Consider the following 26,685-nt stretch of genomic DNA (forward strand, 5'->3'; position numbering starts at 1 on the left):
CATCCCTTTCTTATTTCGACAATTTATCTATAATCATAATAATTTCCTTGATTTTTTCTTCTTCATTACCCTCTATGAAAGCTTGTTTTACGCACATTTCCATATGCGCTTTTAATATTTCATTATTTGCTTTTTTTAGAATAGATTGAACAGCTAATATTTGATTTGAAATATCAATACAGTATCTATCTTCATTAACCATTTTCGAAATACCTTCAATTTGTCCAGCTGCTGTTTTTAATAATTGATTTATTTTATCCTTATCGGCTTTCATATTATCCCTCCTAATCTCCCCCCTACCGTGGGGGGTGTAAGTATATGTTAACCCTCATTTTTACATTTGTCAATAGTTTTTTTAGTTGTTTTAGTTTTTACCGGATGTTATAATATTATTATTAATGAAAAAAAGATATTTAAAAGGTAGGTTTTGAATATGGATAAAAAATATATTGAAAAATTTGGTTTAGAATTACCAAAATTAGGATTCGGATGTATGAGGTTTCCTGTGAAAGATAATAAAATTGATTTCTTACAAGCTAAAGAAATGATCAATCATGCAATTAGTAGTGGATTGAATTATTTTGATACTGCATATAATTACCATGACGAAGAATCAGAAAGATTTTTAGGGAAAGTCCTCCCTGAATTTCCTAGAGAAAGCTACTTTTTAACTAGCAAACTTCCTATATGGAAAGTTGAAAAAGAAGATGATGCGGAAAAATTGTTTAATGAACAATTGGAAAAATGCAATACTGAGTATTTTGATTTTTACTTACTGCACTCTATGGGTTCAAAGAGAAAAGAAATAATGGACAAGTTCAATTTATATGATTTCATGTTAAAGAAAAAATTAGAAGGCAAAGTAAAACATATAGGTTTTTCATTTCATGATACAAATGAATTGTTAGAAGAAATGGTTTCTCAACATGAATGGGATTTTGTACAACTTCAAATTAACTACTGGGATTGGAATGAAAATGATGCAAAGGGTGCATATGAAATTCTAGAAAAACGAAATATACCATGTTTTGTTATGGAACCAGTAAGAGGTGGATTTCTTGCTTCTTTTGCACAAGCAGTAGAAAAACATTTTAAAAATTATGATTCTAATAAAAGCACTGCATCTTGGGCATTAAGATGGGTTGCTTCTTTACCAAATATAGCAATAGTATTAAGTGGGATGTCAAATTTAACTCAGCTTAATGATAATATGGCTACATTTACAGATTTTAAACCAATAACTAATGATGAGTTAAAAGTCATTGATCGTGTTGTTGAAGATTTAAGAAAAATTAAACCTATACCATGTACAGCTTGCCGCTATTGTATGGATTGCCCTCATGGAGTAGATATACCAGGTAATTTTGGAGTTTATAACGATTATAAAAAAACTGAAAATAAATTTCTCGCTATTAGAAATTATAATTTCATTGGTGAAAAGAACAAGGCAAATAATTGCCTAAATTGTGGGGAATGTCTATCTAAATGTCCTCAACATATAAATATTCCAGAAGAATTAGAAAAGGTAAATACAGAGATTAATTCATTATAAACATATTGCGGGGCGCATACAATGCGTCCCCTACAATCTGCTTTTACAGACGCGTTGCGGTACGCATACAATGCGTCCCCTACAGTGTAATGAAAATTTATCTTCTTAATTTAACTTTTTAGCATATTATTATAACGAGGTGAAAATATAAACATGCCTAGTTGACAGGACACGTTTACACTCAAAAGTTATATTATGAGGTTAGTTATGAAAAAGCAGAACATTATTCTTGGAACATTAATATTGACTATTGCTACGACAATAGTGAGATTTGTTGGATTTTTTTTTCGTATTTATCTTGCTAATGTCCTTGGGTCTGAAGGTATTGGACTATATCAACTAATTTTATCTTTTTATATGCTTATGGTAACTTTAGCAACATCAGGGATAAGAATAGCAGTATCTAGGTTAGTTTCTGAAGAACTTGCCTTAAATCACTACGCTAATGCAAAAAAATCTTTGCATCAAGCAATTGTTCTTTCTTTATTTACCGGTCTTTTAGCAGCTTTTATTATGTATTATTTTGCTAATTATATTGGTATTAATATATTAAATGATAAAAGAACTGTTCTATCACTACTGTATTTAGTACCAAGTTTACCAGTTATGGCTGTATCTTCATGTTATAAAGGTTACTTTTATGCGGTTGGAAAGATAATTAAACCTGCAATTGTTCAAATAACAGAGCAACTAGTTAGAATTTTTATTATACTTTCTATAATGAGTATCTATTTACCAAAAGGCTTAGAATATGGATGTGCTGCTGTTGCTATTGGTATGACAATTGAAGAAATATTTTCACTGTTATTTACATGGTTTTTATACATATTTGACAAAAAACCTTTTGCTAATAAATATATCAAACGAAAACCTAAAAATATGATATTTAAAATTCTTGGAATTTCAATACCACTATCTGGTACGTCATACTTAAATTCAGTATTAAGAACTGTTGAAAATACTATGATACCAACTAGATTAATTTTATATGGTGCAACAGCTGAAGCTGCCATGAGCCTATATGGAATGATAAAAGGTATGGTTTTACCACTTTTGTTTTTTCCATCATCATTTCTAACATCTCTTGCATCCATTTTAATTCCTTCGGTTGCAAGTGATAATGTAAAATCAAATGAAAAAAAGGTAACTGCTACACTTTCAAAAGTTTTGCATTTTACAGCACTTTCAGGTATTCTTGTAGTTAGTGTATTCATAACTTTTCCAAACGAAATTGCTATGGCCGTTTACAATGACCCTCAAGTAGGATTAATGTTAAAAATTATTTCATTAGTATGTCCCTTTATGTATTTAAATATGGTAATATCTTCTATGTTAAATGCTTTAGGAGAACAAGTAAGTTCTTTTAAAATAAATATAATAGAATCTATTCTTAAAATTTCAATTATATATTTCCTTATTCCTATATACGGTTTTGATGCTTACTTATTTGCCCTTTTTTTAACTACTGTATTAAATACTTTTTTATATTTAATTAAACTATTACAAGTATCATGTATTATTTTTGATGTATCAAATTGGATATTCAAACCAATACTAGTTGCAGGATTTTCCTGTCTAACTTCTAGGGTTTTATTTACAATGTTTATAAGAAATTCTTCTCATAATATATTTGCTCTATTTTCAAGCATAATAATATTGTCATTGTTATATTTGATGGGGTTAATACTACTTAAAAGCTTCCACTTAATGCAAGTAAAAGATTTAAAAAAACTAGTTAAAAATTTTTGAATCTTATTGAAATAACAACAAATATTGGTATATAAACGTAAGCATATTTTTTCTTATTATCCAAAGAATATATTAACGGGGATAAAGGAGAATTTTATGCAATATAATCTAATTGACTTAACTTTATTTTTCATTATATATGGATTTGGAGGTTCCTTTTTTGAAACTTTATTTGGAAGTATTATCAATAAAAAATTAATCATACGAGGAGGATTTCTTACAAATTACTTTTGTCCATTATATGGTTTATGTGCTATTGTAATAATTTCTATTTATACATTTAGCGAAATATCTATTGACTCAAGATTTAATGCATTACTTATAGCTACTTTAGGAAGTATTATAGCTGTAACATTTTTAGAATATTTAGTAGGAAGAATACTAGATAAGGTTTTTAATCATAAAATGTGGGATTACAGTAAATATCCATTAAACCTTCATTCTTATATATGTTTGGACTTTTCTATGTTATGGGGAATTGTATCTCTGTTGCTTTCAAGCTTCATACATCCAATTATGGAAATTTTAGTATTTTCAATAAGTAATACAATTAAATATAATGTAATTTTAATTGTGTCTGCAATACTCTTTGTAAATGCCTCATACAATATCCGTAAAATGTTCCCAACACACATAATAAAATTATAGTTTTGCAATATGCAAACTGCGGGACGCATACAATGCGTCCCGTACATTAGCCATTTAATAATAGTTCATCAATGGGTCTGCCTGGTGGAACTATTGGATAAACACTACAATCTATATTTATCTTACACTCAATTAAAATAGGTTCATTAATATTTTTAGTTTCATTGAGTACTTCGTTAAGTTCTTTCAAAGATTCAGCTCTATAACCTTTTATTCCATAAGATTCAGTAAGCATTTGATAATTTACTTCATCATAATTATCGGTTTCTGAATATCTAGCATTACTGAACATTCTTTGCCATTGTCTTACCATACCAAGAGTATTATTATTCAATAAAATTATCTTCACTGGAAGTTTGTATTTAGCAATTGTTACAAGCTCCTGACAATTCATTCTAAAACTACCATCACCAGTTACTAATATAGTATTTTTACTTGGATTTCCTATTTGTGCACCTATTGCTGCACCAATTCCAAACCCCATTGTTCCAAGTCCACCAGATGTTATGAATTCATTAGATTTATTAAATTTCCAATATTGACCCGTCCACATCTGATGTTGCCCAACATCTGTTGCTACTATAGTATCTGCATTATATACTTCATTAATATTATTAAGAATGTTTTCTGGAACAAATTGATTTTCAATATCTACTTTTAACTTTTTTAACATTATTTCTTCAAGCCACTTACTTCTGTCTTTTTCTTCAGATTTTTCAATCAATTTTTTTAAAATACCTTTCATATTTCCTATTAAAGGAATACTCTCATAAGTATTCTTATCTATCTCAGTTGAATCTATATCAATGTGTATAATGCTGGCACTTGGTGCAAATTTATTTGGTTGACCTATAACCCTATCGCTAAACCGTGCTCCAATGGCAATTAATAAATCACAATTAGTTACTGCCATATTTGTTTCCAATGAACCATGCATTCCAACAAACCCAAGAGATAATTTATTACTTCTTGGTATAGTACCTAGACCCATAAAACTATTACAAACTGGTATATCAGCTTTTTTTGCGAACTCTAATAAAAGTTCATCATTTTTTGATATTCTCACTCCTCCACCTGCATAAATTACAGGTCTTTCAGCTTTATTTATCAATTCGACCGCTTTATTAAAATATTCTTCTTCTGGTACTTTAAATTTTCTTTCGTATTTAGTTTTACTTCCCTTATATACACATTCTTTTAAAAATACATCCTTTGGAATATCAACTAAAACCGGACCAGGTCTGCCTTCTAAAGCAACATCTACAGCTTCTCTTATTACATCCTCTAGATTTTCAACATTTCGAACTAAATAATTATGTTTTGTTACTGATAATGTTAATCCTGTTATATCTACCTCTTGAAAAGAATCTTTACCTATAAGAGTGTTTGCAACTTGACCTGAAACTACTAGTAATGGTACAGAATCCATATATGCATTGGCAATACCAGTTATTGCATTTGTTGCGCCTGGTCCTGATGTTGCAATAAATACGCCTAACTTTCCTGTGCTTCTGGCATATCCATCTGCTGCATGAACACCATTTTGCTCATGGGCTGGTCTGTATACCTTGAAATGATCAAGATCATCGTATAGAGCATCAAAAAAAGGTATTACAGCTCCACCTGGATATCCAAACAAGGTATCTATGCCTTTTTCTTTTAAGACTTTTAAAATTATTTTTGAGCCTGATAGTTTCATTTTGTCACCTTTTTTAATTTATTCTTGACCTTCCGCTGGGTTATTAATCCAAGACATCATTGATCTCAATTTTTTTCCTGTTTCTATAATTGGATGTTCTAATTCCATATTTTTCATTGCATAATACTTTGGTTTTCCTGCTTGATTCTCAGATATCCAAGTACTTGCAAATTGCCCAGTTTGAATTTCTGAAAGTATCTCTTTCATTTCTTTTCTTGTTTCTTGAGTTATAACCCTTCTACCTGTTACATAATCTCCATATTCTGCTGTATCACTAATGGAATATCTCATATTTTCAAATCCACCTTCATAAATTAAATCTACAATTAATTTCATTTCATGCAAACATTCAAAATATGCTATTTCCGGTTGGTAACCAGCTTCTGTTAAAGTATCAAATCCTGCTTTTATAAGTTCTGTGATACCTCCACAAAGAACAGCTTGCTCTCCAAACAAATCTGTTTCCGTTTCTTCTTTAAATGTTGTTTCGATAATACCAGCTCTTGTTCCTCCTATACCTTTAGCATATGCAAATGTAATATCTCTGCACTTTCCTGTATAATCCTGATAAACTGCAAATACATCAGGTACACCTTTACCTTCTTGATATGTTCTTCTAACTAAATGTCCAGGTCCTTTTGGTGCTACCATAAATACATCAACATTCTTTGGTGGAACTATCTGATGGAAATGAATATTAAACCCATGAGCAAATGCAATAGCATTTCCTTCCTCCAAATTTGGAGCAATACTTTCTTCATAAATTTGTTTTTGCGCTGTATCAGGTGCTAAAATCATAATTACATCTGATTCCTTTGCAGCTTCAGATACACTTTTAACTGTAAGTCCATGAGATTCAGCCTTTGCTCTTGATTTGCTTCCCTCTTTCAAACCTACAACTACATCTACTCCACTTTCTTTTAAATTAAGAGCATGAGCGTGGCCTTGACTTCCATAACCAACTATTGCAACTTTTTTCCCCTCTAATACCTTTAAATCTGCATCCTTTTCATAATACATTGTTCCCATTTCAATTTCCTCCTAAGATTATATTTTATTATATTTAGCATGCTATCCTGACCATAATGAAAATGTCAAAATAACAAATTCTAATTTCTGATTTACTTAAACTTCTGCAATATCATACACATCAACAAGTTTATTCATTTGTAATATAGCTTTATCTAATCCATTTTTATTTTCATCTTCTAATGTAACCTTAAATTCTGAATTACTTGAATCAATAGTTACCATGCTGAATTCCTTCACATCAAATTGTTTTCTTCTAAGCGTTGTTAACACTCTTACTGCTGAGTCCATACCACTTGAAACTTTAAAACTTACTGTTCTACACATTTTATTAACCTCCCTTTATAATTTAAATACTTATTGAAGTTGCTCTACCACCATTTTCAAAAAAATAAAAACCTTTCATCTCTATATACATCTAACTATAGATATATATAGGGACGAAAGGTCTTTCGTGGTACCACCCTATTTTACGATAAAAAAATATCGCCTCATTCAAGTCGAAAAAACTATATAAGTTTTTTGAACTCTATCCTATTAACGCAGGAATACGTCCTTGTCTACTTTTATTCGACTTGGAAGCTCAGGAGTGATCATTATATCATATAACACCGATTTTCACCAACCATCGGCTCTCTGAAGTTATTTGCAAGATATTTTTGTCTCCGTCAAAGCTTTTCTCTAACTTTTTACTAATTATACACATGGCATTATATAATGTCAATAATTATTTTTATAAATTTTCAAAATTTTTTTCTTGACAAAGTAATAATTAAATACTACAATCATAAACAATTATAATTTCGTTGATGGAGAAAGTTAAGTATATTGTATTTATAGAGAGCTATTGTTTGGTGAAAAATAGTATTACAAGTATTTAAAAATCACTCCTGAGAACTTTTCTGAAAACAGTAAGAAAAGCGTCTGGCACCGTTAGAAGGCCTATGTTTGTTAGAACAGATAAGAGGTGTATATACACAATTAAGGTGGTACCGCGGGTTTTCTCGTCCTTTGAGAATACTCGTTTTTTTTATATTAAATTATCAATTGGAGGAAGATATGACACAGAATAAAATATTAAATTTAGAGACAACCAATCATGAAGAACACATTAGAAATGCATCACAAAACCTAAAAAGAGTACTTAAGAAAACAAACTTAATTTATAGTGAATTTTTCAGCAAAGAATATGGAAATAATGTATATATTAAACCAGAAAATCTTCAAGTAACTGGATCATTTAAAATTAGAGGAGCTTTTAATAAAATTAACAACTTAACAAAGGAAGAAAGAAAAAGGGGTATTATAGCATCGTCAGCTGGAAATCACGCTCAAGGCGTAGCACTTTCAGCACAAAAACTAGGAATTCCTTCAGTAATTGTTATGCCTAACATAACGCCTCTAATAAAAATTGAAGGAACTAAATCTTATGGTTCTGAAGTTGTTATTCATGGTGATGTATATGATGAATCTTATAAAGAATCAATGCGTCTATCTAAAGAAAAAGGATATACTTATGTCCATGCTTTTGATGATTATGATGTTATTTGTGGACAAGGTACTGTTGGGTTAGAGATAATTGAAGAATTAGAGAATATTGACGAAATATTAGTACCTGTAGGTGGTGGTGGACTAATCAGTGGAATCGCTCTTATTGCCAAAAGCCTTAAACCGTCCATAAGAGTTACTGGCGTAGAACCATCAGGTGCATTGACAATGAAAACATCTTTAAATAAGGGGAGAATTATGGAGCTTGACCATTGTCGTACTACAGCGGAAGGCGTTTCAGTTAAAAAACCAGGAGAATTAACATACAATATCGCGAATAAATATGTAGATGGTATTATTGAAGTTACAGAAGAAGATATGACTGAAGCACTATTAATGCTTGTAGAAAAACATAAACTCATAGCAGAAACTTCTGGAATATTGCCATTAGCCGCATTAAGGAAATTAAATATTAAAAATAAAAACGTTGCTTGCGTTGTAAGCGGTGGCAATGTAGATGTTCTTACTATATCATCATTAATAAATAAAGGACTAGTTTCAAGAAGTAGAATATTTTGCTTTTCTGTAGATTTGCCAGATACTCCAGGACAGTTAATGAAAATATCTCAAATTCTTTCATCAGTTAATGCAAATGTTATTAAACTAGAACATAATCAATTCAAAGCTACCGACCGTTATATGAATGTTCAATTAGAAGTAACTGCAGAAACAAATGGAGAAAAACATATACAACAAATAATCGAATTAATGAAAAAAGATAATTTTAAAATTAATAGAATATATTAAAAACTACCATTTGTCACTGAAATAAAGCTAAAGAATTTCACATTATAATAAATGGATTCTTTGCTTTTTTCAGAATAACATAATACTAATTCATTTGTTTAATAGCATTTATTACACTCGGTACTATTTGTTTTTTTCTTGAAACACATTTATCTATATAAATTCCTTGATGCACATCTTCTATATTAAAAATCAATTTTACAATTTTCTCTTTGTCAGAGGTGTAAAATATGTACGATCCTTCATTTACTATATCAGTTACTGCCATAATTATCATAAAATAGTCTTTAGCTAATGTTATATTGTCTATAAGATTGATATAATCATTTTCATTAATCATAATTTGATTTATATCCAATGTGAAAACTTGAGAAATACCTATATTCTTATATTCAAGATTAAATTTCTTAAAATCTTGGTATAATACCTCTTCAATAGATTTTGATTCTAAAGAAGTACCTGCTTTAAACATATCCATCGCATATTTATACAAATCTAATTCTACTATTTTGCTTAAATTTTCTACTGCAATCTTATCAGCGTCAGTAGTAGTAGGAGACTTTAACAATAAAGTATCAGATATTATTCCTGAAAGCATAAGTCCAGCCATAGGCTTTTCTATTTTTATATTATTTTCCTTGTACATTTGATATATAATTGTATTAGTGCTACCTACTGGAGTATTTCTAAAGCTTATTGGAATAGGAGTTTTAATATCACCAATTTTATGATGATCTATTACCTCAAGTATTTCTGCTTCCTCAATTCCATCTGCACTTTGCCCCATTTCATTATGGTCTACTAAAATAACCTTTTTTCTAGATGGATTAATAAGATGATTTCTGCTAAGTAATCCTAGATACTTCTTATCTCTTGATATAATAGGAAATTTTGAATGTTTTGATTGTTCTATATCTTCCTTACAATCCTCAAGATAATCATCTTCTGTAAATATCATTAGTCCTGAAGTTTTCATTATATGATTTACATACTTAGATAATGACACATTTTTAGCTGTATAGTACGTATGAAAAGGTGTTTTTATTAGATTAATCTTATTTTTCTTTGCTAAATCTAGTAAACTCAAAGGAATACTAAAATCTCCAGTAACTATTATTAACTTTACCCCTAATTCAATAGCATACTTTATAACGTCATACCTATCTCCAACTATTACAATTGAATTTTCATTTAATGTTTCTGAATTTCTTAATGTTTTTTCCTCAAAAGAAGCTACCGTAATATTTCCTTCTATAATATTGTCAAATCTAAGAAGTTCAGAGCCAATTAATGTTTCAATAATATTATCATATGAAGTACATAAATATTTTTGATCTGTGTTGATTAAACTCATAGCAATATCTTTCATTGTTATGATACCTGCTAATTTTCCATCATCATCAATAATAGGAAGAGTTCTCAATTTATTTTCATTCATGAAAAAGTAAGCAAAATGTACAGACTGATTTAACTTAAAAGGTTTAACTTTATCATATGATAAATCCTTTATTTGAATTTTAACATTTGTCAAAATATTAGGAGTTTTTACATTAAAATAATTTAATACAAATTCCGTTTCTTTTGTAATATTATCTAATATATAAGGTATGGAAGGTTCATTTATTTTATTCTTTAAATTAGACAAAGTAATTGCTGAACATACACTGTCTGTATCTGGGGTTTTATGCCCAAATATCAAATTATTTTTCATTGTCATTCTCCTACTTACTTTCCCATCTTAAATCTTTTCCATAAAATTTAAGTGGCGCATAATTACTAAAAACTCTGGACATTATTCTGTCTGAGTAAGTTTCAGCCATCTGCTCCAAAGATAAATTAGTTGATATAATTGTTTTCTTTTCTGTTATCAACCTTTCATTTAAAATATTAAATATTTCCGCATTAGTAAAAGAATTATTGAATTCTGTACCAAGGTCATCTATTATTAATAAATCACAGTCAAAGATCATATTATAACTAATCCTATTTTCTTCTGTTTCAGTTTGTTTGTAAAACTTATGGTTCTCTACTATTTCAAACAAATGAAAAGCAGTCTGATAAAACACGGACTTTTCCATGTCTATAAGGGCTTTTGCAATACAATTGCACATAAATGTTTTTCCTAAACCTGTTCCTCCATAAAAAAGTAAATTCATATTAACATCATCGAAGTTATTGCAAAAATCTTCGCAAGTTTCTAATATTTTGTACATATTTTGTCTTGGAGTTAATTTTTCTTTATTGTATAATTCATTACTGAAAATATTAATGTCAAATGTATCAAAGTTTTCCCTTTTAAGCATATGTATCATATTTGAAATATCATATAGATAATTAATAATTTGCTTGTTCATGCAATTACACCGTTTCCCTTCTAACGTATAACCAGTGTCATTGCAATTACTACATTGATAATTGGGTTCTGTGAAATTTTTCGGTATATTATACTTATTATAAAATTCATCTTTGTTTTTCTTAAGACAAGTTATTTTTTCCTTTAATTCTAAAACCTGTTCTTCAATATCATCTGGTTTAGACAAATATAATTTTGATAATTCTATGCTTGCCAGGCTGATTTTTCTATTTATTTCTTCTAAACCAGGAATTCTTTCATAAAGCTCTTCTTTTCTCAAATCAGCTTCCCTTGCTGCCTTGAGCCTTTTTTTATTATATTCAGTTTTAATATTTTCAATTAATTGCTTTTTCACTATTTTCATCCCCTTCTTCAGGTACTTGAAGTCCTAATTTATCAAGCTTTTTATTAAATCTATTTCTCACTATTTGCTCTAACTCTTCCTCAGAATAATTTTTTATTTTTTGATCAAAATTATGAAACTTATTTTTAGTTTTAATAGTTTCCTTAATAACTTTTTGTTTATTTTCTGGCTTTTTATCATTCCTTAAATCATCAATAGTTTTATAGCCACTGTTATACCACTTATTTAAAATACTATCAAAATAATTTAAATTAGGATTTGAAATTTTGGTTGAATTTTCTAAACATTTTAAAATCATATCCATTGAAAATCCCCATTCGTCCACCCACTTGTCTATTGTTTTCATTTCAGCCTCTGTTAAAATTCTATTATTAAATCCCAGAGCTTTACTGATTCTAGAATAAACGAAAAATCTATCATTGCGATTTTCTAAGTATTCAGCCATTGTATCAATGTCACACACCCCAGCATCATGCCATCCAGATACAACAGATTCTATATAGTTAAATCTTTTGACCTTTTTATTATTAATACAGTAACTAAAAGCTTGAGACATAATTTCTGGTTTCATCTTATAATTGTTTAACCATGATACAATTTTTTGTTTTTCTTTTATTTTTAATGGTCTTCCAAACATTTCCTCTATTTCTTGCATCATCTTTTTATTTTCAGCACCTCTGCTAGAAGAAATAAGTTTATCATTATCTACATAAATACCCTTTTCTTGATTTATTTTAGAAATATGCTTATAAACATTATCAACATAAAGTTGCTTAAGATTTACAAATTCAACTAAATAATTATAATCATCATCCGATTGATGCCTTATTACAATACCTTCTTTTTCCCAATGATCCCATGCGTTTAATACGTCTGCTAAGGGAATTTTAAGATTTTTAGCTATAGTTTCGTTGTTAAATTTTTGTTGCTTATCCTTTGCATACTTATATCCTAAAAGATATACCTTTACATACGTTCCATCTGCAAAGGGCATATAGTCAGTAATAAATATATTTTCTATAGGGGTATCCCCCAAATCTATTTGCATTTCTTGTAAGAAAAAACTCATATTTTACTCCTTTTAGGCAATAATAGTAATATATAATCAATTTGCCATATACTTGTAATATAATTGTAACATTTCTATTATATTTTTGTGAAAACATTTAACCTTAATTTTGTTGACATAATATCATCTAATATACTATAATATTAAAAGATGATTTAATAAAAGAACAGTATTACACTTATATTTATTATATCATTATTTATGTGAAATGAAAATTACAATTTTTGCACTGACATATATAATAAATATACTAACGAAAAAAATACAGGAAGTATAATATGAAAAATATAATTAGACCGTTATTAGAAAAATTGAACCTTAAAAACAAAAATTCGAAAATTTTCAAACAACTACCCGATGAAGAAGAAAGACAAGCTATTTTCTTAAAATATAAAGATCAAATTATAGGCGCAGCCTCACTTCTAGCAGCCACTACATTAGTCTTAAGCAGTACATTTGCTTTAAACTATTTAAATACCCACGAAAATAACATATATTCAACTGAAAGCTATACACTATTAGTTGATGGCGAAGAAATATGCAAAGTAAGAGACCCCAAAGTATTAGATAATATTATTTCTAAATTAGAAAATGACTTAGAAAGAAATAGTGAGTTAGATTTAGCATTCAATAATACATTTGAAGTTGTTAATTCAAAAGCTGTTGACAAAGAAATACTCTCTGAAAAAGAAATATATAATATATTAAAAAAAGAAGTTGATTATTCTACTCTAGCTTATGCTTTATACATAGATGAAGATATAATTGGAATAGTAGATTCAGAATACAAGGCTAGAAACATAATTGAAGAAGTTAAAAAATATTTTTCTGATAATTATGACAAAAATTCAATAATAGAAGTAACAACTGCGGAAGATGTAAAAATAAAACAAATTGAAGCTAATAGTTCAGAAATACAAGAATCAGATGACATAGTAAATTACATAATTAAAGGAACAAATGAAGAAAGAAAATATATAGTAGAAAAAGGCGATACCTATTGGACAATAGCAGAATATTTTAACATGACTCTTGATGAATTAATTTCTGCAAATCCATCTGCAGATCCAGAAAGAATACAAATTGGTGATGAATTAAACTTAATTGTGCCAAAACCTTTTATAAATGTACAAGTGAAAAGAAAAGTTGTTCAAGAAGAAAAAATTGCATATGAAACATCTTATGAATATGTATCATATATGTTCAATGATGAAGAAGTTATAAATAAGGCTGGTAAATATGGTATTTCTGAAATAGAGGCAATAGTAACTGAAGAAAATGGAATTCAAATAGCAAAAGAAGTTGTTTCAGAAAAAGTTATTTCAGAGCCATTAACTGAAATTGTAGTGACAGGTACACAGGATCCGCCACCAAAGCAAGGTACAGGATATTTTATTAATCCCTTACCTGGATCATCTATATCATCACGTTATGGATCAAGAAGCGGAGGTTTTCATAGAGGGCAAGATATGGCAAAAGCTTCAGGATCATCTATAAAGGCAGCTGACGGTGGTACAGTTATATTTGCAGGTTATAATGGAAGCTATGGTTATATGATAGATATAGATCATGGTGGAGGATTTACAACAAGGTATGCTCATTGTAGCGAACTTTATGTATCATCAGGAGAAAAAGTGTATCAAGGTAAAATTATTGGAGCAGTTGGGTCAACAGGTGTATCTACAGGACCTCATTTGCATTTTGAAGTAAGAAAATACGGCTCTACTGTTAACCCTGCATCATATATAGGAATTCAATATAGATAAATATAGATAAAATGGAATTCAGAAGACATTGATTGAGTCAATGTCTTTTTTACATCCTACCTTAATCATTATTATGTCCATTATTTTCTAAAAGGTGAAAAAATTTTAATCAAATTTTAACTTGCTTTTATCTGCCTTTTATAATACACTTGAAAAGAATTAAATTTTATTTAATATTTTCTTAGTGTGATGACAATGGATCATCCCCTAAAATCGCAGTTTTTTACTTAAAAGGATGGAATAATGATATATTTTGATTATAGATTTATGGAAGTTGCAAGTCCTATTATTGAACATGAAGCTTATCAGGAGATGCGAAATATAAAACATCACGATGAAAGTGTTTTTGATCATTCTTTAAAAGTTGCATATTACTCATACAAATTTGCATATAAACATGAATTAGATTGGGAATCAACTATAAGGGGAGCACTACTTCATGATTTTTTCTTATATAAGTTTAAAAAGAGTTTAAGTTTTAGACTTATAACAGATTCAATTAATCATGCCATGAGTCATCCCTTAATAGCCCTTGAAAATTCAAAGAAATATTTTAATTTAAATGAAAAAGAAGAAAATATTATTAAAGGACATATGTTCCCATTTGGAATTCCAAAAACAAAGGAAGCATGGATAGTGAGTTATGTTGATAAATATATAGCCGTATTCGAATATGCTTCTAACTTCAAAAAGATGGCGTATAAAAAGCAAGCAGTTTATAACGTTGAATAAATTTCTATTGTAAATATTGACATAAACATAAATGTCAATATTTTTTTGTACAATCATTTTATCTAGATTAATATGCATGTAAAACATTCCGATAATTTTATACTAAAATATCCCATTATTTTAATTAATTTTTTTAAAAATAAGTTAAATAAATGTTTATAAACTTCTTTTATGGGTAAAATTAGAATATATATAATATAAAAACTTGAAGGGAGCTGATTGCATGAAGGTAAGTATATATGGTAAAAACATGCAACTGACGGACGCATTAAAAGAGGCTACAATTAAGAAGATCAAGAGGCTTGAAAAATTTTTCCAACAAGATGTGGATGCCAAGGTGGTATTAAGTATTGAGAATAAGGATCAAAAAGTTGAAGTAACCATTCCTTTCAATGGAAGAATTGCACGTGTTGAAGAATCTTCAGATGATATGTACAATGCGATAGATGATGCAGTAGAATCATTAGAACAACAAATAAGAAAACATAAAACTAAACTTCTAGATAAAAGACAATCAAGTCAATCAATAAAATTTGAAAATATAGAACCTTTAGAAGATGATGATGATATAGAGTTTAAAGTAGTAAAAACTAAAAGATTTGCAATTAAGCCTATGGGTATTGAAGAAGCAATATTGCAAATGAATTTGCTTAAACACAACTTTTTTGTATTCTTAAATGCAGATACTGAAGAAGTTAATGTTGTATATAAAAGAAAAGACAACAATTATGGTCTAATAGAACCAGAATTATAATACATAATACATACACAAAAAATCTCTAAATTATTAAAAATTGAAAATAGCAAAAAGGCGAATCGTTGAAGATTACGCCTTTTGCATTTTAATGAAAAAAATTATACAAAATCAATCAAAAATTCCCCCAAATTTAATTTCTTAAACCACCCTAATTTATCTTTAGAATAATTATATTATAATCTATATAAAATTGTATGTATGTCGAATATTGTCTTATACCTTATATTATATTTTACCTAATATTTATACTCTATATACAATTTTAATTTTTTGATAAGTTGTAAACAATTGTTAATAACTTGTGTACAAGTAGTATTTATTATTCATTGAAATTTCAACAAACAATTTTTTGTAGAATTTTTAAAAATTTACTTGACAAAAATACATGTTAGTTTTTACAAATTCCAAAGTTGTTAACAATTTTATCAACAGGTGTGGATAACTTTAAATTCTACAGAACAAAACTTCTATTTTTGATAGTTTATTAAACAAACTTAAATAAATTAAAAAATATTTAACTTGTCTTTTAATATATCTAAAATATGATTATAACAAATAGTCATTATTCTATTCTATATTGTATATTTATGATTAAAAATCGCCTTTATTTAATATTCTTTTATATCATTTTTATACATTTAACTAATATAAAATTTATTTAAGCATAATTTAATTCATATTAAAACCAAAATTGAATATTTATGTAAAATTGTAAAAAATCTGTAGATATATGTCGAATAGTATGCTATAATGTCTTAGTATTTACAAATTATATAGGAGTAAATTAAATGTTATATATCACCAAGAATCATCTAAAACCGGGTATGATTTTATCTAAAGATATTGTAATGTATACTAATGATAATTATAGTAAATTATTACTAACAAAAGGACAAGTTCTAAACAATAAATTTATTAATAAAATAGAATTTAATAATATTGAAGGTGCATATATTGAAGGCGAAGCTTTTTATGACATAGACGTTGATTCTTATATTAATGAAAATTTAGTGACTAAATCATTATCACAAATAAAAGATGTTTATCTTGAATTTAAAATGAGTACAGGAAAAGTTGGAATATCGTCAATAAAAAAACTATCCTCCATAGTCGATAGTTTAATTATTGAATTGATATATAAAGAAAATCTATCATATAATATAATTGATTTTAGGAATTATGATGATTATACATATCAGCACTGTCTCAATGTGGCTATCTTGAGTATATCCACTGGTATATCCCTTAAGTTAAGTGAACATAAACTTCATGATCTCGGAATGTCTGGTATATTACATGACATCGGTAAAATGCTTATACCATTAGAAATAATTAATAAACCAGGTAAGCTTACAGATGAAGAATTCGAAATAATGAAAACTCACCCCCAAAATGCTGTTAATATGTTAGATGGTATTGTTTCAAATGATATATTAAGAGGTATTGAAAGTCATCATGAAAAATTAGACGGTACAGGGTATCCCTATGGAAGAAAAAGCAGCAATATTCATCAGTATGGTAAGATATTAACTGTTTGCGATGTATATGATGCATTAACTTCAGATAGATCATATAGAAAATCTTGCTTCCCTAGTGAAGTTATCGAATATATAATGGGCTGCGCTGATTCACACTTTGATTTTAATATATTAAATAACTTTTTAAAAGTTATAGTAGCATATCCTGTTGGAACCTTTGTTGAATTAAGTAATAATAAATTAGCTGTAGTCGTTAAAAACAACCCTGAAAATATTATGAGACCTCTTGTACGTATTATTAAATCAGATGGAACAGTAGGAGAAGATATAGACTTACTATACGATATGGACTATATGAATACAACAATAGTCAATATGGGATATGATTACGATAAAGACGGTTTTAAAGAAATTTTAAAAAGTACATACGATATAAAAATAAAAAAGTAATTGCATGAGTTATATAACTCATGCAATTTTACTTCTATAACATTTTAATATATTATAGCAAAATAACACATTTTATGCTAAAATTAAGTATATTTGATAAATATATAGGAGTATTTTATATGTTATTTATTTCTACTGAGAATCTTAAACCTGGTATGATTTTAGCAATGGATATTTACATTTATAATAGAGAAACTTTTAAAACGTTGCTATTAAGAAAAGGACAAACATTAAATATTACATATATTAACAAAATTATATTTCATAATATTTCAGGTGCATATATTAAAAATCAAGATAACCTTGATTCAGCAAACCTCTGGAAAGAAGAACTTGAAGCAAATTTACTTCCTGAAATTAGAGATATCTTTTTTAAATTTAAATACAATTTAGAAAAAATAGATACTACATGTATTAGACATATATCATATTTAGTAGATAATTTAATTATTGAAATTGTAAATAACAAGCATTTAGCATATCGAACCTTAGAATACAATAATTATGATGATTATATTTTTCAACATTGTATTAATGTAGGAATATTAAGCATATCTATTGGTAACACTCTTGGATTAAACTACAAAACACTTCATGAATTAGGTATCTCTGCATTACTACATGATATAGGAATGATGCTAATACCTTTAGAAATACTCAATAAGCCTGAAAAATTAACACATAAGGAATCTTTAATTATAAGAGAGCATCCATTAAAAGCTGTTAATAAACTAAAACCCTTTGTATCTAATGATATTTTAATGGGTATCGCCTGTCACCATGAGAAAATAAATGGAACAGGATATCCTTATGGTCTTGTGGGAAATGAAATTCATTTATTTGGTAAAATAATATCTATATGCGATGTTTACAATGCATTAGCTACTAATCGTTATCGTGGAAAATCGTGGAATCCCATAGAAATATTTCAATACATAAACGAATGTAATTACTTTGATTATGATATATTAAGTGTTTTTTTAAAAAATATAATTGTATATCCTTTAGGTAATTATGTAAAGCTAAGTAATGGAAAAACAGCTATTACTACTAATATTAATTCTGATAACGTTTTAAGACCTACAGTTCAAATAATTAATTCAGATAATACTTTTGGGGAGGTTTTAGATTTAATGAATAATCAAAATATTACAATAACAGATAAGGGACATGATTTTGAATATATTGTAAGTTCTTGCCTATGTGGAGTAAAATGTCGCTATGACGGTAAAGAAATAACTTCAGAAAAAATAAAGAAATTAGTTGACGAAGGTAAAGCAATTATGGTTTGTCCAGAAGTATTAGGAGGAATGCCTGTACCACGACTTCCATGTGAAATCAAAAATAATAGAGTATATACCATTACCTCAGATGACAAAACTTCATATTATATCTCCGGTGCAAAAAAAGCTTTAGAAATAGCCAAAAAATATGGTATTAAAAAAGCTATATTAAAAGAAAAAAGTCCATCATGCGGAAGTAATCATATATACGATGGAACATTCAGCAGAACATTAATCTCTGGAGAAGGTTTAACTACAAAACTACTACGTCAAAATGGGATAGAAGTTATAAGTGATGAGGAATATAATAATGACTGAATAATTGGTTTTAATATATAATATATGATATCATATATATATATTAAAAATATGGAGGATATCGTGAATACAAAATTGACAGAACTTTTAAACATTAAATACCCAATCATACAAGGAGCCATGGCTTGGGTGTCTGAGGCAAACTTAGCTGCTTCAGTATCTAATTCAGGTGGTGCAGGAGTTATTGCAACAGGAGGACGTGATATATCATGGGTCAAAGAACAAATTGATTTAGCTAAATCATTAACTGATAAACCATTTGGAGTAAATATAGTACTTATGGATAAAGATAAAGAAGAAAAAATAGATTTAATATGTAAAGAAAAAGTATCTTTTGTTACTTTAGGAGCAGGAAATCCTGTTCCATACTTCGAAAAGCTAAAAAAATCAGGGATTATTTCTATACCAGTTGTACCTAGCCTAAAATTAGCTAAAAGGGTAGAAGAAAAAGGAGCAGATGCTATTATTATAGAAGGCTTGGAGGCAGGAGGACATATAGGAAGTTTAACAACTATGGCATTAATGACACAAGTTATCCCTGAAATAAATATACCTGTTATTGCGGCAGGAGGCTTTGCAGATGGCAGAGGATTAGCAGCTGCACTAGTAATGGGAGCATCAGGTATTCAAGTAGGTACAAGATTTTACGCTTCTAAAGAATGTACAGCTCATATTAATTCTAAAAATGCAATAATTAATGCCGGAGATACAGATACTGTTATAACCGGATATCTTCATGGAACTTCTGTCAGAGGACTTAAAAATAAAATGACTGAAAAATACCTTGAATTAGAAAAAGAACATGCACAATATGAAAAATTACACAATTTAATCGTTGGCTCAAGTAAAAAAGCACCTTTAGAAGGTGATGTCGAATGGGGCCACGTACAAGCAGGCCAAAGTCTATCAATTATTAAGTCTATCGATAGTTGTAAAGACATAATAAATAACATGATCTCCGAAGCAAAAGAGGCAATTAATAATATAGAAATTTAAAGAACTATGTAATTTATTCCTCTTATCATTATATGATATATTCCTATACTACTTTTAGTTCTTGCTTGCCTTAGTAATTAAAGAAACCTATAACTATTTACATATAATATGTTACCTAATAGTTATAGGTTTTTCAATCAGAAAAAATCGTCTCTAAATTTTTTAAAGCCTTGAATGTTTTTGCCGCTGAGCTTTTATTCAATTATCGATAGACTTAGCATGTTTTACTTTTTAGCACCAGCATCTTTAACTATCCTAAATAACTCTCTGTTAAGATATATTCTTTCTCTTCCTATTTTTTGAGAAGCTAAAAAACCTTCCTTTTCTAAATCAGATAAATATTTAGCTGCAGTTTTTCTAGAAATATCTAGTCCATCTTCAATGTATGAAATCTTAGTATAAAATTCAAAGAATATTAACTCTACTAATTCTCTTGAGTATATTTTGGGAAGTTCATTCTTAATTTTTTCAGCAGTGTTTTCTAATAATCCATTTATTTCTTTAACTAACATTAAAGTTTCATTTGCTGTTTCCTCAATGCCCTGAAGTATAAAAAGTACCCAATCTTCCCACTTACCTTGAACTGTTACCTCTTGAAGTAGTCTATAATAAGCAGATTTGTTCCTAATAATAAATTTACTCAAGTATAAAATTGGACTATCCAGAAGTTCCTTTAAAACTAAATATAAAACATTAACTATCCTTCCAGTTCTACCATTACCATCATAGAATGGATGTATAGATTCAAATTGATAATGGATTATAGCAAGCTTTACAAGAGAATCAATATTATCATAATCATTGTTTATATACTGTTCAAGATTAGATAAAAGTGATAGTATCTCCAGTTCTCCGCTAGGTGGAGTATAAACTACTTCTCCAGTAACTTCATTTTTTAATACTGTACCTGGTAATTTTCTAATACCAGCTTGATTGGACTCAATGAGCCTTTGTATCTCAATAATCATATTAGTTGATAAAAAATCGTTTTCTTTAACTAGCTTATACCCATGCCAAATAGCAGTCCTATAATTAACAACTTCCTTTGCTGCAGGCGACTTATAATTTTCTCCACTCATTGCTTTAAATAATTCATCATGAGTAGTAATGATATTTTCTATTTCTGAACTATCTTTAGCCTCATTGATTGTTATGGCGTTAATTAGTATGTTTTTATTAGGTATCATATCCGCAAAGCCCTTAAGCTCAGCTAAAGCTCTATGTGACCTCGCCACTTGTTTTAATACGTGCTTTGTTTCAAGTTCAACATTTGGTGGTAGGTCTTGCAATAAATTACTCATAATTTTTCCACTCCTATATTCCAATATGTATATATTATATAAGTAATTCTTTCTTATTGCAATATAATATGAGTAATTTTTTTACTTTTTTACTCATGTTTTTAGAATATGGGTAGTTGTTTCCTATATTATTGCTAGGTGATTTTTGCATTTATTTGGTGACGGTTCTTCCTGATTGAACATTGGATTAAATATGTTACTTTTCTTTCAGTTTTTTTCTGATTTCAAATACATTATAATAACTTAAATTACATAACTCTGCTACTTCTCTATAAGTAAGTAAATTTAATTTTAATAATTTTTCAGCCAACTCTATTTTTTGATCTTTAGTTATTTGACTTTGATCTACTATATAATTTTGTTCCATAAACTTTTCTATTATATTGTTTGTTATATTTTGTATGTTTTCTGATTCCTCTTCTTTCGTATCTATATATAAAATATCATCATAAATTTTATGAAATTCTATAAACTTATCATTATCTGCAAATATATTTATTACTTCATCTAAATATTTATCTAATATTATCTCTGAGCTTTTATTAATATAATCCTTTGCACTACTCCATGTATAATCTAATATATGTTTTGTTATTCTTGCTTTAACAGGATTGTTATGTATGTATCTTATTACGCCAAGCATATATTTATCATCTTCTACTGCTTCACTTCTAAACCTATCTTGAAATACATGTCCATATCTTCTTTTAACTTTATTGTAATATATCGCATATTTAATATTTATTTTCTTCATTAATATTTCCAGAATACTTTCATCTGCCTTAATCAATAAATGCAAATGATTATCCATTACACAATATGCTATTATTGAAAATTCAATTTCTTCTTTAGTGTTTTTTAATATTTCTATTATCTTTCTTTTATCTAAATCCCCCTTAAATATCTGCTCTCTATTTATTCCTCTTGTCATTATATGATATATTCCTGTACTGCTTTTAGTTCTTGCTTGCCTTGGCATTTATTTTACCTCCAACCATTCACAACTATCTATATGTCATATATTACCAAATATTAGAATGCTTGTCAATCAAAAAGAACCGTCCCCAAAAACCAAAGAATGCTTGTCAATCAAAAAGAACCGTCCCCAAAAACCAAACAAAACCAAACATAACACTGCTATTTCCCTATAAGTAAGTAAATTTAATTTTAATAATTTCTCTGCTAACTCTATTTTTTTGTCTTTAGTTATTTGACTTTGATCTACTATGCAATTTTGTTCTATAAACTTTTCTATTATATTATTTGTAATATTTTGTATGCTTTCAGATTCCTCTTCTTTCGTATCTATATATAAAACATTATCATCAATTTTATGAAATTCTATAAATTTATCATTATCTGCAAATATATTTATTACTTCATCTAAATATTTATCTAATATTATCTCTGAGCGCTTGTTAACATATTCCTTTGCACTACTCCACGTATAATCTAATATATGTTTTGTAATTCTTGCTTTAACAGGATTATTATGTATGTATCTTATTACTCCAAGCATATACTTATCATCTTCTACTGCTTCACTTCTAAATCTATCTTGAAATACATGTCCATATCTTCTTTTAACTTTGTTATAATATATCGCATATTTAATATTTATTTTCTTCATTAATATTTCCAGTATATTTTCATCTGCCTTAATCAACAAATGCAAATGATTATCCATTATACAATATGCTATTATTGAAAATTCAATTTCTTCTTTAGTGTTTTTTAATATTTCTATTATCTTTCTTTTATCTAGATCTCTCTCAAATATCTGCTCTCTATTTATTCCCCTTATCATAATATGATATATTCCTGTGCAGCTTTTAGTTCTTGCTTGCCTTGGCATTTATTCTACCCCCAACTATTTATATGTCATATTTTACCAAATGGTTGGAAGCTTGTCAATCAGAAAGAACCGTCCCCAAAAAGTCCGAGTTGGAAGCTTGTCAATCAGAAAGAACCGTCCCCAAAAAGTCCGAGAACCGTCCCCAAAAAGTCCGAAAGAACCGTCCCCAAAAAGTCCCCATCAGAAAGAACCGTCCCCAAAAAGTCCCCCGTCCCCAAAAAGTCCCCCAAAAAGTCCAATCCACGCAGTCTGCCGTCACCAAAGATCACAAAGATCAAAAGAGCTGTCTCTCTTAGTTTATTACTAAGTAAAACAGCTCTTTCTTTTATTGATTCTTAATAATCAGCTAGATTATTGAATAACTATATAGCCAATAATGTTTGTAGGATCACCATCTTCATCTTCATTAACTACATATTTGAATTCAGTTTCTTCTTCTTCAATAGCACTTAATTTATTTACTATTTCTACATCGCCATCTTCATCAAATCTAATTATAGTTGCTGCACCTTCATCAAAGTAATAAGTTGAACCACCTATTACTAATCTTCCAGCTTTTGCATCTATTGCTGAAGCTGTAACAGTTGCGCTTAATGAAACAGTTGAAGCATCTTTAACTTCTCCATTATCATTTAAATCAAGTACATATAATTTATCAGTACCACTATTAACTATATCTTCATCATTTGTATATAGTTTTTCATTTTTAGAACCTTTGATATATGCTGTAAGTCTTTGGATTTCGTCACCGTCATCATCTGAATCTTTATCAATATCTGTGATATATGCAAAGTATTGAATTACATCTTCATCTATATTAGTAGCAAGAAGAGCAACTATTTTACCATTTCTGTATACTGCCATACCTTCAACTGAAGAACCAAGATCGTCCTCATCAATTACATTTCCTTTTGCATCAAATATAACTACATTTGAAGCTAATTCGAAAGATGCATGGTTAGTCTTCATATCTATAGGTCTGCCAGCTGCAGCAAATTTAGTAATTTCAGCATCTTTATTCAAAGTATATGATACTAATTCTTCATAAACATCAGCACCATTATAGTTTATTTTACCTTCTCCATCTACTGGTACAGTAACATCAAATAGACCTTCAAATTCATCAACAACTTCTACAGTACCATCATCATTTTTTTCTAACTCAATATCAAAATCATAAGTTATTCTTTCATCTGCTGCTGTAGAAAGTTTTACTCTTGGAGCTGTTGTTATTTGAACTCCTCTACTTGTTACTCTATATTCACCAGGAATAATATCATCATATACCATAGCATATGTTTTACTTCCATCTGATTCGCCAACAAATTCTATTATTCTACCGTCGTCATCTAAGAAGAATGTTCCTTCATCTCCAATATCTAAATCATCCATATTTAAAGCATCATTAACTTCATATTTAACTCTGTCTATAAGATAATCTGAACCATCTGTACCAGTTACTTTACCATCTAAAGTATCTCTTGAAACTACAAGTGTCAATTTATCAGGATCTTCAATTGTAGGATCTTCATTGTCAAAAGGTGCGTAAGCTGCAACAATATCATCTACTTCAATTTCAGATAATTCTGTAGCATCGCCTTTAATAATTAAGTTCTTAGAATCAACTTTTTTGTCCTTAACAGGTAAATAGATTTCATCTATTTCAGTTGCATCATCTTCGTACTCTTCTTCAATCTGAACATAAGCTGAAGCTTTTTCAACTATAATTCCTGCTGCTTCTGCATCATCTTTAATTCTTGTTTCATCTGCTGCAAGTACAACAGTAATTTTAGCATCTTCTAAATCTCCTGGTTCAAAATCGCCTATTTTTGCTTCAGCGTTATTGTAAGATACTAAAGCACTAGATACATCAAAAACATAATCGCCAACTTCTAATGTTTCTAAATCACCATCATCAAAAGTTTCATCCTCGAATGTATCTTTGTAAGTTAAACTTTCTACATCTCCTACATAAACAACTTCATCATCATTGTTTTTGTTGAAATATGCTTCAACAGTCTGGAATAAGTATCCTGATAAATCTACTTTATCTCCAGCATAGTTTTTGTCTTCAGGATTTATATGTTCAAATCCAACTTCAAAAGCATAATTAGGAATAGCAATTCTAGATATTAAATTTACAGGAATATCTGTACGAGTACCTTTAGTTGTAAATTCTTTTACTATATCTCCATCACTATTAACTTTAACAAGTTGTTGATCCAAAGCATTAAACATAGCTTGAGCAACTCCGCCTCTATCAGCTCCTGTTGAATTTATTGAAACATTTTTAGTGATATTAAGTTCTGCAGCTTTAACTTTGAAGTTTGTTGGCCAAGTCATACCTTTTAATTCATTACAATCATCAGTATAACCTAAACCTCTAACCAACATTGTAAGTACTTCATCATATGTTACTGTGTCATCTGGTCTGAAATTTCCACTAGGATCGCCTATAGCTATTCCTCTTCCAGCAGCTAATCCTATCCAAGAATCTCCCCAGTGTCCTTGAGTATCAGCAAAGTTACTCTTTGAACCTGCTACCAAATCTCCATAACCAAGAAGTTCTACCATTAACTTAGCCATTTCAGCTCTTGTTACAGTTCTTTCTGGTCTATAAGTTCCATCTTCATAGCCTGTAACTACACCTAAAGCAACTAATGTTTCAATTGCTTCTGCATAATCAGTATCAGCTACGTCTTCGAATGATGTGCCTGCAAATGCAAAGCTCATGCTTGATAAAATCATTGATAATACCAAGACAAGTGATAATACTTTTTTCATTCTTTATTTCCTCCTGTGATATTTGTTTTTTGGGTGTTTTAGGCCACCTATACCTTCATTGTGTCAGCACAATGACTATGTAATTATAACACCATGATAATATTCAGTCAAGAATATGCCAAGTCTGTAACATTCTTGTAATAATCACAGCGTGTGCCAACATCGTTATGTATATAATATAGCATATGTTTTTGATGTTAATATTAC

The 26,685-nt window shown here is 28.7% G+C and carries 21 protein-coding genes and 2 other annotated features; of the genes, 10 read left to right on the forward strand and 11 right to left on the reverse strand.

The annotated features are described in order from the left end of the window. Nucleotides 1-10: 10 nt before the first annotated feature. Entirely contained in the window at nucleotides 11-274 is a 264-nt protein-coding gene (locus tag U8307_RS06205) for a metal-sensing transcriptional repressor (protein ID WP_326911142.1), read from the reverse strand. Between the two features lie 159 nt (nucleotides 275-433). On the opposite strand from U8307_RS06205, the gene U8307_RS06210 reads away from it, so the two are divergent. From U8307_RS06210 to U8307_RS06220, 3 genes are all read left to right on the forward strand, one after another. Then, entirely contained in the window at nucleotides 434-1,552 is a 1,119-nt protein-coding gene (locus U8307_RS06210; protein ID WP_326911144.1) for an aldo/keto reductase, read from the forward strand. Between the two features lie 207 nt (nucleotides 1,553-1,759). Next, nucleotides 1,760-3,301, forward strand: a complete 1,542-nt coding sequence (locus U8307_RS06215) for a putative polysaccharide biosynthesis protein (protein WP_326911146.1) — start codon at nucleotides 1,760-1,762, stop codon at nucleotides 3,299-3,301. Between the two features lie 96 nt (nucleotides 3,302-3,397). Then, nucleotides 3,398-3,949: a putative ABC transporter permease gene (locus U8307_RS06220; protein ID WP_326911148.1), complete on the forward strand. Its 552-nt coding sequence runs from the start codon at nucleotides 3,398-3,400 to the stop codon at nucleotides 3,947-3,949. 46 nt (nucleotides 3,950-3,995) lie between these two features. On the opposite strand, the gene ilvB is transcribed toward U8307_RS06220, so the two are convergent. From ilvB to U8307_RS06235, 3 genes are all read right to left on the reverse strand, one after another. Continuing rightward, the gene (ilvB, locus tag U8307_RS06225; protein ID WP_326911150.1) at nucleotides 3,996-5,648 is read right to left on the reverse strand and encodes a biosynthetic-type acetolactate synthase large subunit; all 1,653 of its coding nucleotides are present in this window, start codon (nucleotides 5,646-5,648) and stop codon (nucleotides 3,996-3,998) included. A gap of 18 nt (nucleotides 5,649-5,666) precedes the next feature. Beyond that, nucleotides 5,667-6,677: a ketol-acid reductoisomerase gene (gene ilvC / locus U8307_RS06230; protein WP_326911152.1), complete on the reverse strand. Its 1,011-nt coding sequence runs from the start codon at nucleotides 6,675-6,677 to the stop codon at nucleotides 5,667-5,669. Nucleotides 6,678-6,773: 96 nt separating this feature from the next. Beyond that, nucleotides 6,774-7,004: an ACT domain-containing protein gene (locus U8307_RS06235; protein ID WP_326911154.1), complete on the reverse strand. Its 231-nt coding sequence runs from the start codon at nucleotides 7,002-7,004 to the stop codon at nucleotides 6,774-6,776. 106 nt (nucleotides 7,005-7,110) lie between these two features. After that, nucleotides 7,111-7,358 (reverse strand) — a binding site (T-box leader). Between the two features lie 116 nt (nucleotides 7,359-7,474). Next, nucleotides 7,475-7,692: a binding site (T-box leader), on the forward strand. A gap of 44 nt (nucleotides 7,693-7,736) precedes the next feature. Here U8307_RS06235 and ilvA point away from each other — a divergent pair. Then, complete coding sequence (gene ilvA, locus U8307_RS06240; RefSeq protein ID WP_326911156.1) at nucleotides 7,737-8,972, forward strand: threonine ammonia-lyase; 1,236 nt, start codon at nucleotides 7,737-7,739, stop codon at nucleotides 8,970-8,972. Nucleotides 8,973-9,057: 85 nt separating this feature from the next. On the opposite strand, the gene U8307_RS06245 is transcribed toward ilvA, so the two are convergent. The 3 genes from U8307_RS06245 to U8307_RS06255 are packed head-to-tail and all read right to left on the reverse strand — an operon-like array spanning nucleotide 9,058 to nucleotide 12,758. After that, nucleotides 9,058-10,683 carry a putative manganese-dependent inorganic diphosphatase gene (locus tag U8307_RS06245; protein ID WP_326911157.1) on the reverse strand — a complete coding sequence of 542 codons (1,626 nt, stop codon included), beginning with the start codon at nucleotides 10,681-10,683 and terminating at the stop codon, nucleotides 9,058-9,060. A 10-nt stretch (nucleotides 10,684-10,693) separates the two neighbouring features. Continuing rightward, complete coding sequence (locus U8307_RS06250; protein WP_326911159.1) at nucleotides 10,694-11,680, reverse strand: ATP-binding protein; 987 nt, start codon at nucleotides 11,678-11,680, stop codon at nucleotides 10,694-10,696. Then, nucleotides 11,661-12,758 carry a DnaD domain-containing protein gene (locus U8307_RS06255; protein WP_326911161.1) on the reverse strand — a complete coding sequence of 366 codons (1,098 nt, stop codon included), beginning with the start codon at nucleotides 12,756-12,758 and terminating at the stop codon, nucleotides 11,661-11,663. Before U8307_RS06255 ends, U8307_RS06250 begins: the two co-directional genes overlap by 20 nt. 278 nt (nucleotides 12,759-13,036) lie before the next feature. Here U8307_RS06255 and U8307_RS06260 point away from each other — a divergent pair, with 278 nt between their 5' ends. The 6 genes from U8307_RS06260 to U8307_RS06285 all read left to right on the forward strand — a co-directional run bounded on the left by U8307_RS06260 (nucleotide 13,037) and on the right by U8307_RS06285 (nucleotide 20,538). Then, nucleotides 13,037-14,524, forward strand: coding sequence for a LysM peptidoglycan-binding domain-containing M23 family metallopeptidase (locus U8307_RS06260; RefSeq protein ID WP_326911163.1), 1,488 nt, complete (start codon nucleotides 13,037-13,039; stop codon nucleotides 14,522-14,524). A 243-nt stretch (nucleotides 14,525-14,767) separates the two neighbouring features. Continuing rightward, on the forward strand, nucleotides 14,768-15,256 hold the full coding sequence (locus U8307_RS06265; protein ID WP_326911165.1) for an HD domain-containing protein: 489 nt from the start codon (nucleotides 14,768-14,770) through the stop codon (nucleotides 15,254-15,256). 223 nt (nucleotides 15,257-15,479) lie between these two features. Further along, nucleotides 15,480-16,010 carry a ribosome hibernation-promoting factor, HPF/YfiA family gene (gene hpf / locus U8307_RS06270; RefSeq protein ID WP_326911167.1) on the forward strand — a complete coding sequence of 177 codons (531 nt, stop codon included), beginning with the start codon at nucleotides 15,480-15,482 and terminating at the stop codon, nucleotides 16,008-16,010. A 791-nt stretch (nucleotides 16,011-16,801) separates the two neighbouring features. Next, nucleotides 16,802-17,941, forward strand: coding sequence for an HD-GYP domain-containing protein (locus U8307_RS06275; RefSeq protein ID WP_326911169.1), 1,140 nt, complete (start codon nucleotides 16,802-16,804; stop codon nucleotides 17,939-17,941). Nucleotides 17,942-18,060: 119 nt separating this feature from the next. Next, a complete protein-coding gene (locus U8307_RS06280; protein ID WP_326911171.1) occupies nucleotides 18,061-19,542 on the forward strand; it encodes a 2-thiouracil desulfurase family protein in 1,482 nt (493 codons plus the stop codon). Nucleotides 19,543-19,605: 63 nt separating this feature from the next. Continuing rightward, entirely contained in the window at nucleotides 19,606-20,538 is a 933-nt protein-coding gene (locus tag U8307_RS06285) for a nitronate monooxygenase (protein ID WP_326911173.1), read from the forward strand. A 224-nt stretch (nucleotides 20,539-20,762) separates the two neighbouring features. On the opposite strand, the gene U8307_RS06290 is transcribed toward U8307_RS06285, so the two are convergent. From U8307_RS06290 to U8307_RS06305, 4 genes are all read right to left on the reverse strand, one after another. Next, nucleotides 20,763-21,839: a Fic family protein gene (locus tag U8307_RS06290; RefSeq protein ID WP_326911175.1), complete on the reverse strand. Its 1,077-nt coding sequence runs from the start codon at nucleotides 21,837-21,839 to the stop codon at nucleotides 20,763-20,765. A 196-nt stretch (nucleotides 21,840-22,035) separates the two neighbouring features. Then, a complete protein-coding gene (locus tag U8307_RS06295; protein ID WP_326911177.1) occupies nucleotides 22,036-22,818 on the reverse strand; it encodes an REP-associated tyrosine transposase in 783 nt (260 codons plus the stop codon). 69 nt (nucleotides 22,819-22,887) lie between these two features. Continuing rightward, nucleotides 22,888-23,694: an REP-associated tyrosine transposase gene (locus tag U8307_RS06300; protein WP_326911179.1), complete on the reverse strand. Its 807-nt coding sequence runs from the start codon at nucleotides 23,692-23,694 to the stop codon at nucleotides 22,888-22,890. 351 nt (nucleotides 23,695-24,045) lie between these two features. Further along, nucleotides 24,046-26,478 carry an S-layer homology domain-containing protein gene (locus U8307_RS06305; protein WP_326911181.1) on the reverse strand — a complete coding sequence of 811 codons (2,433 nt, stop codon included), beginning with the start codon at nucleotides 26,476-26,478 and terminating at the stop codon, nucleotides 24,046-24,048. Between the last annotated feature and the right edge of the window lie 207 nt (nucleotides 26,479-26,685).

It is taken from the genome of Sedimentibacter sp. MB31-C6, assembly GCF_035934735.1.
GTDB lineage: Bacteria > Bacillota > Clostridia > Tissierellales > Sedimentibacteraceae > Sedimentibacter.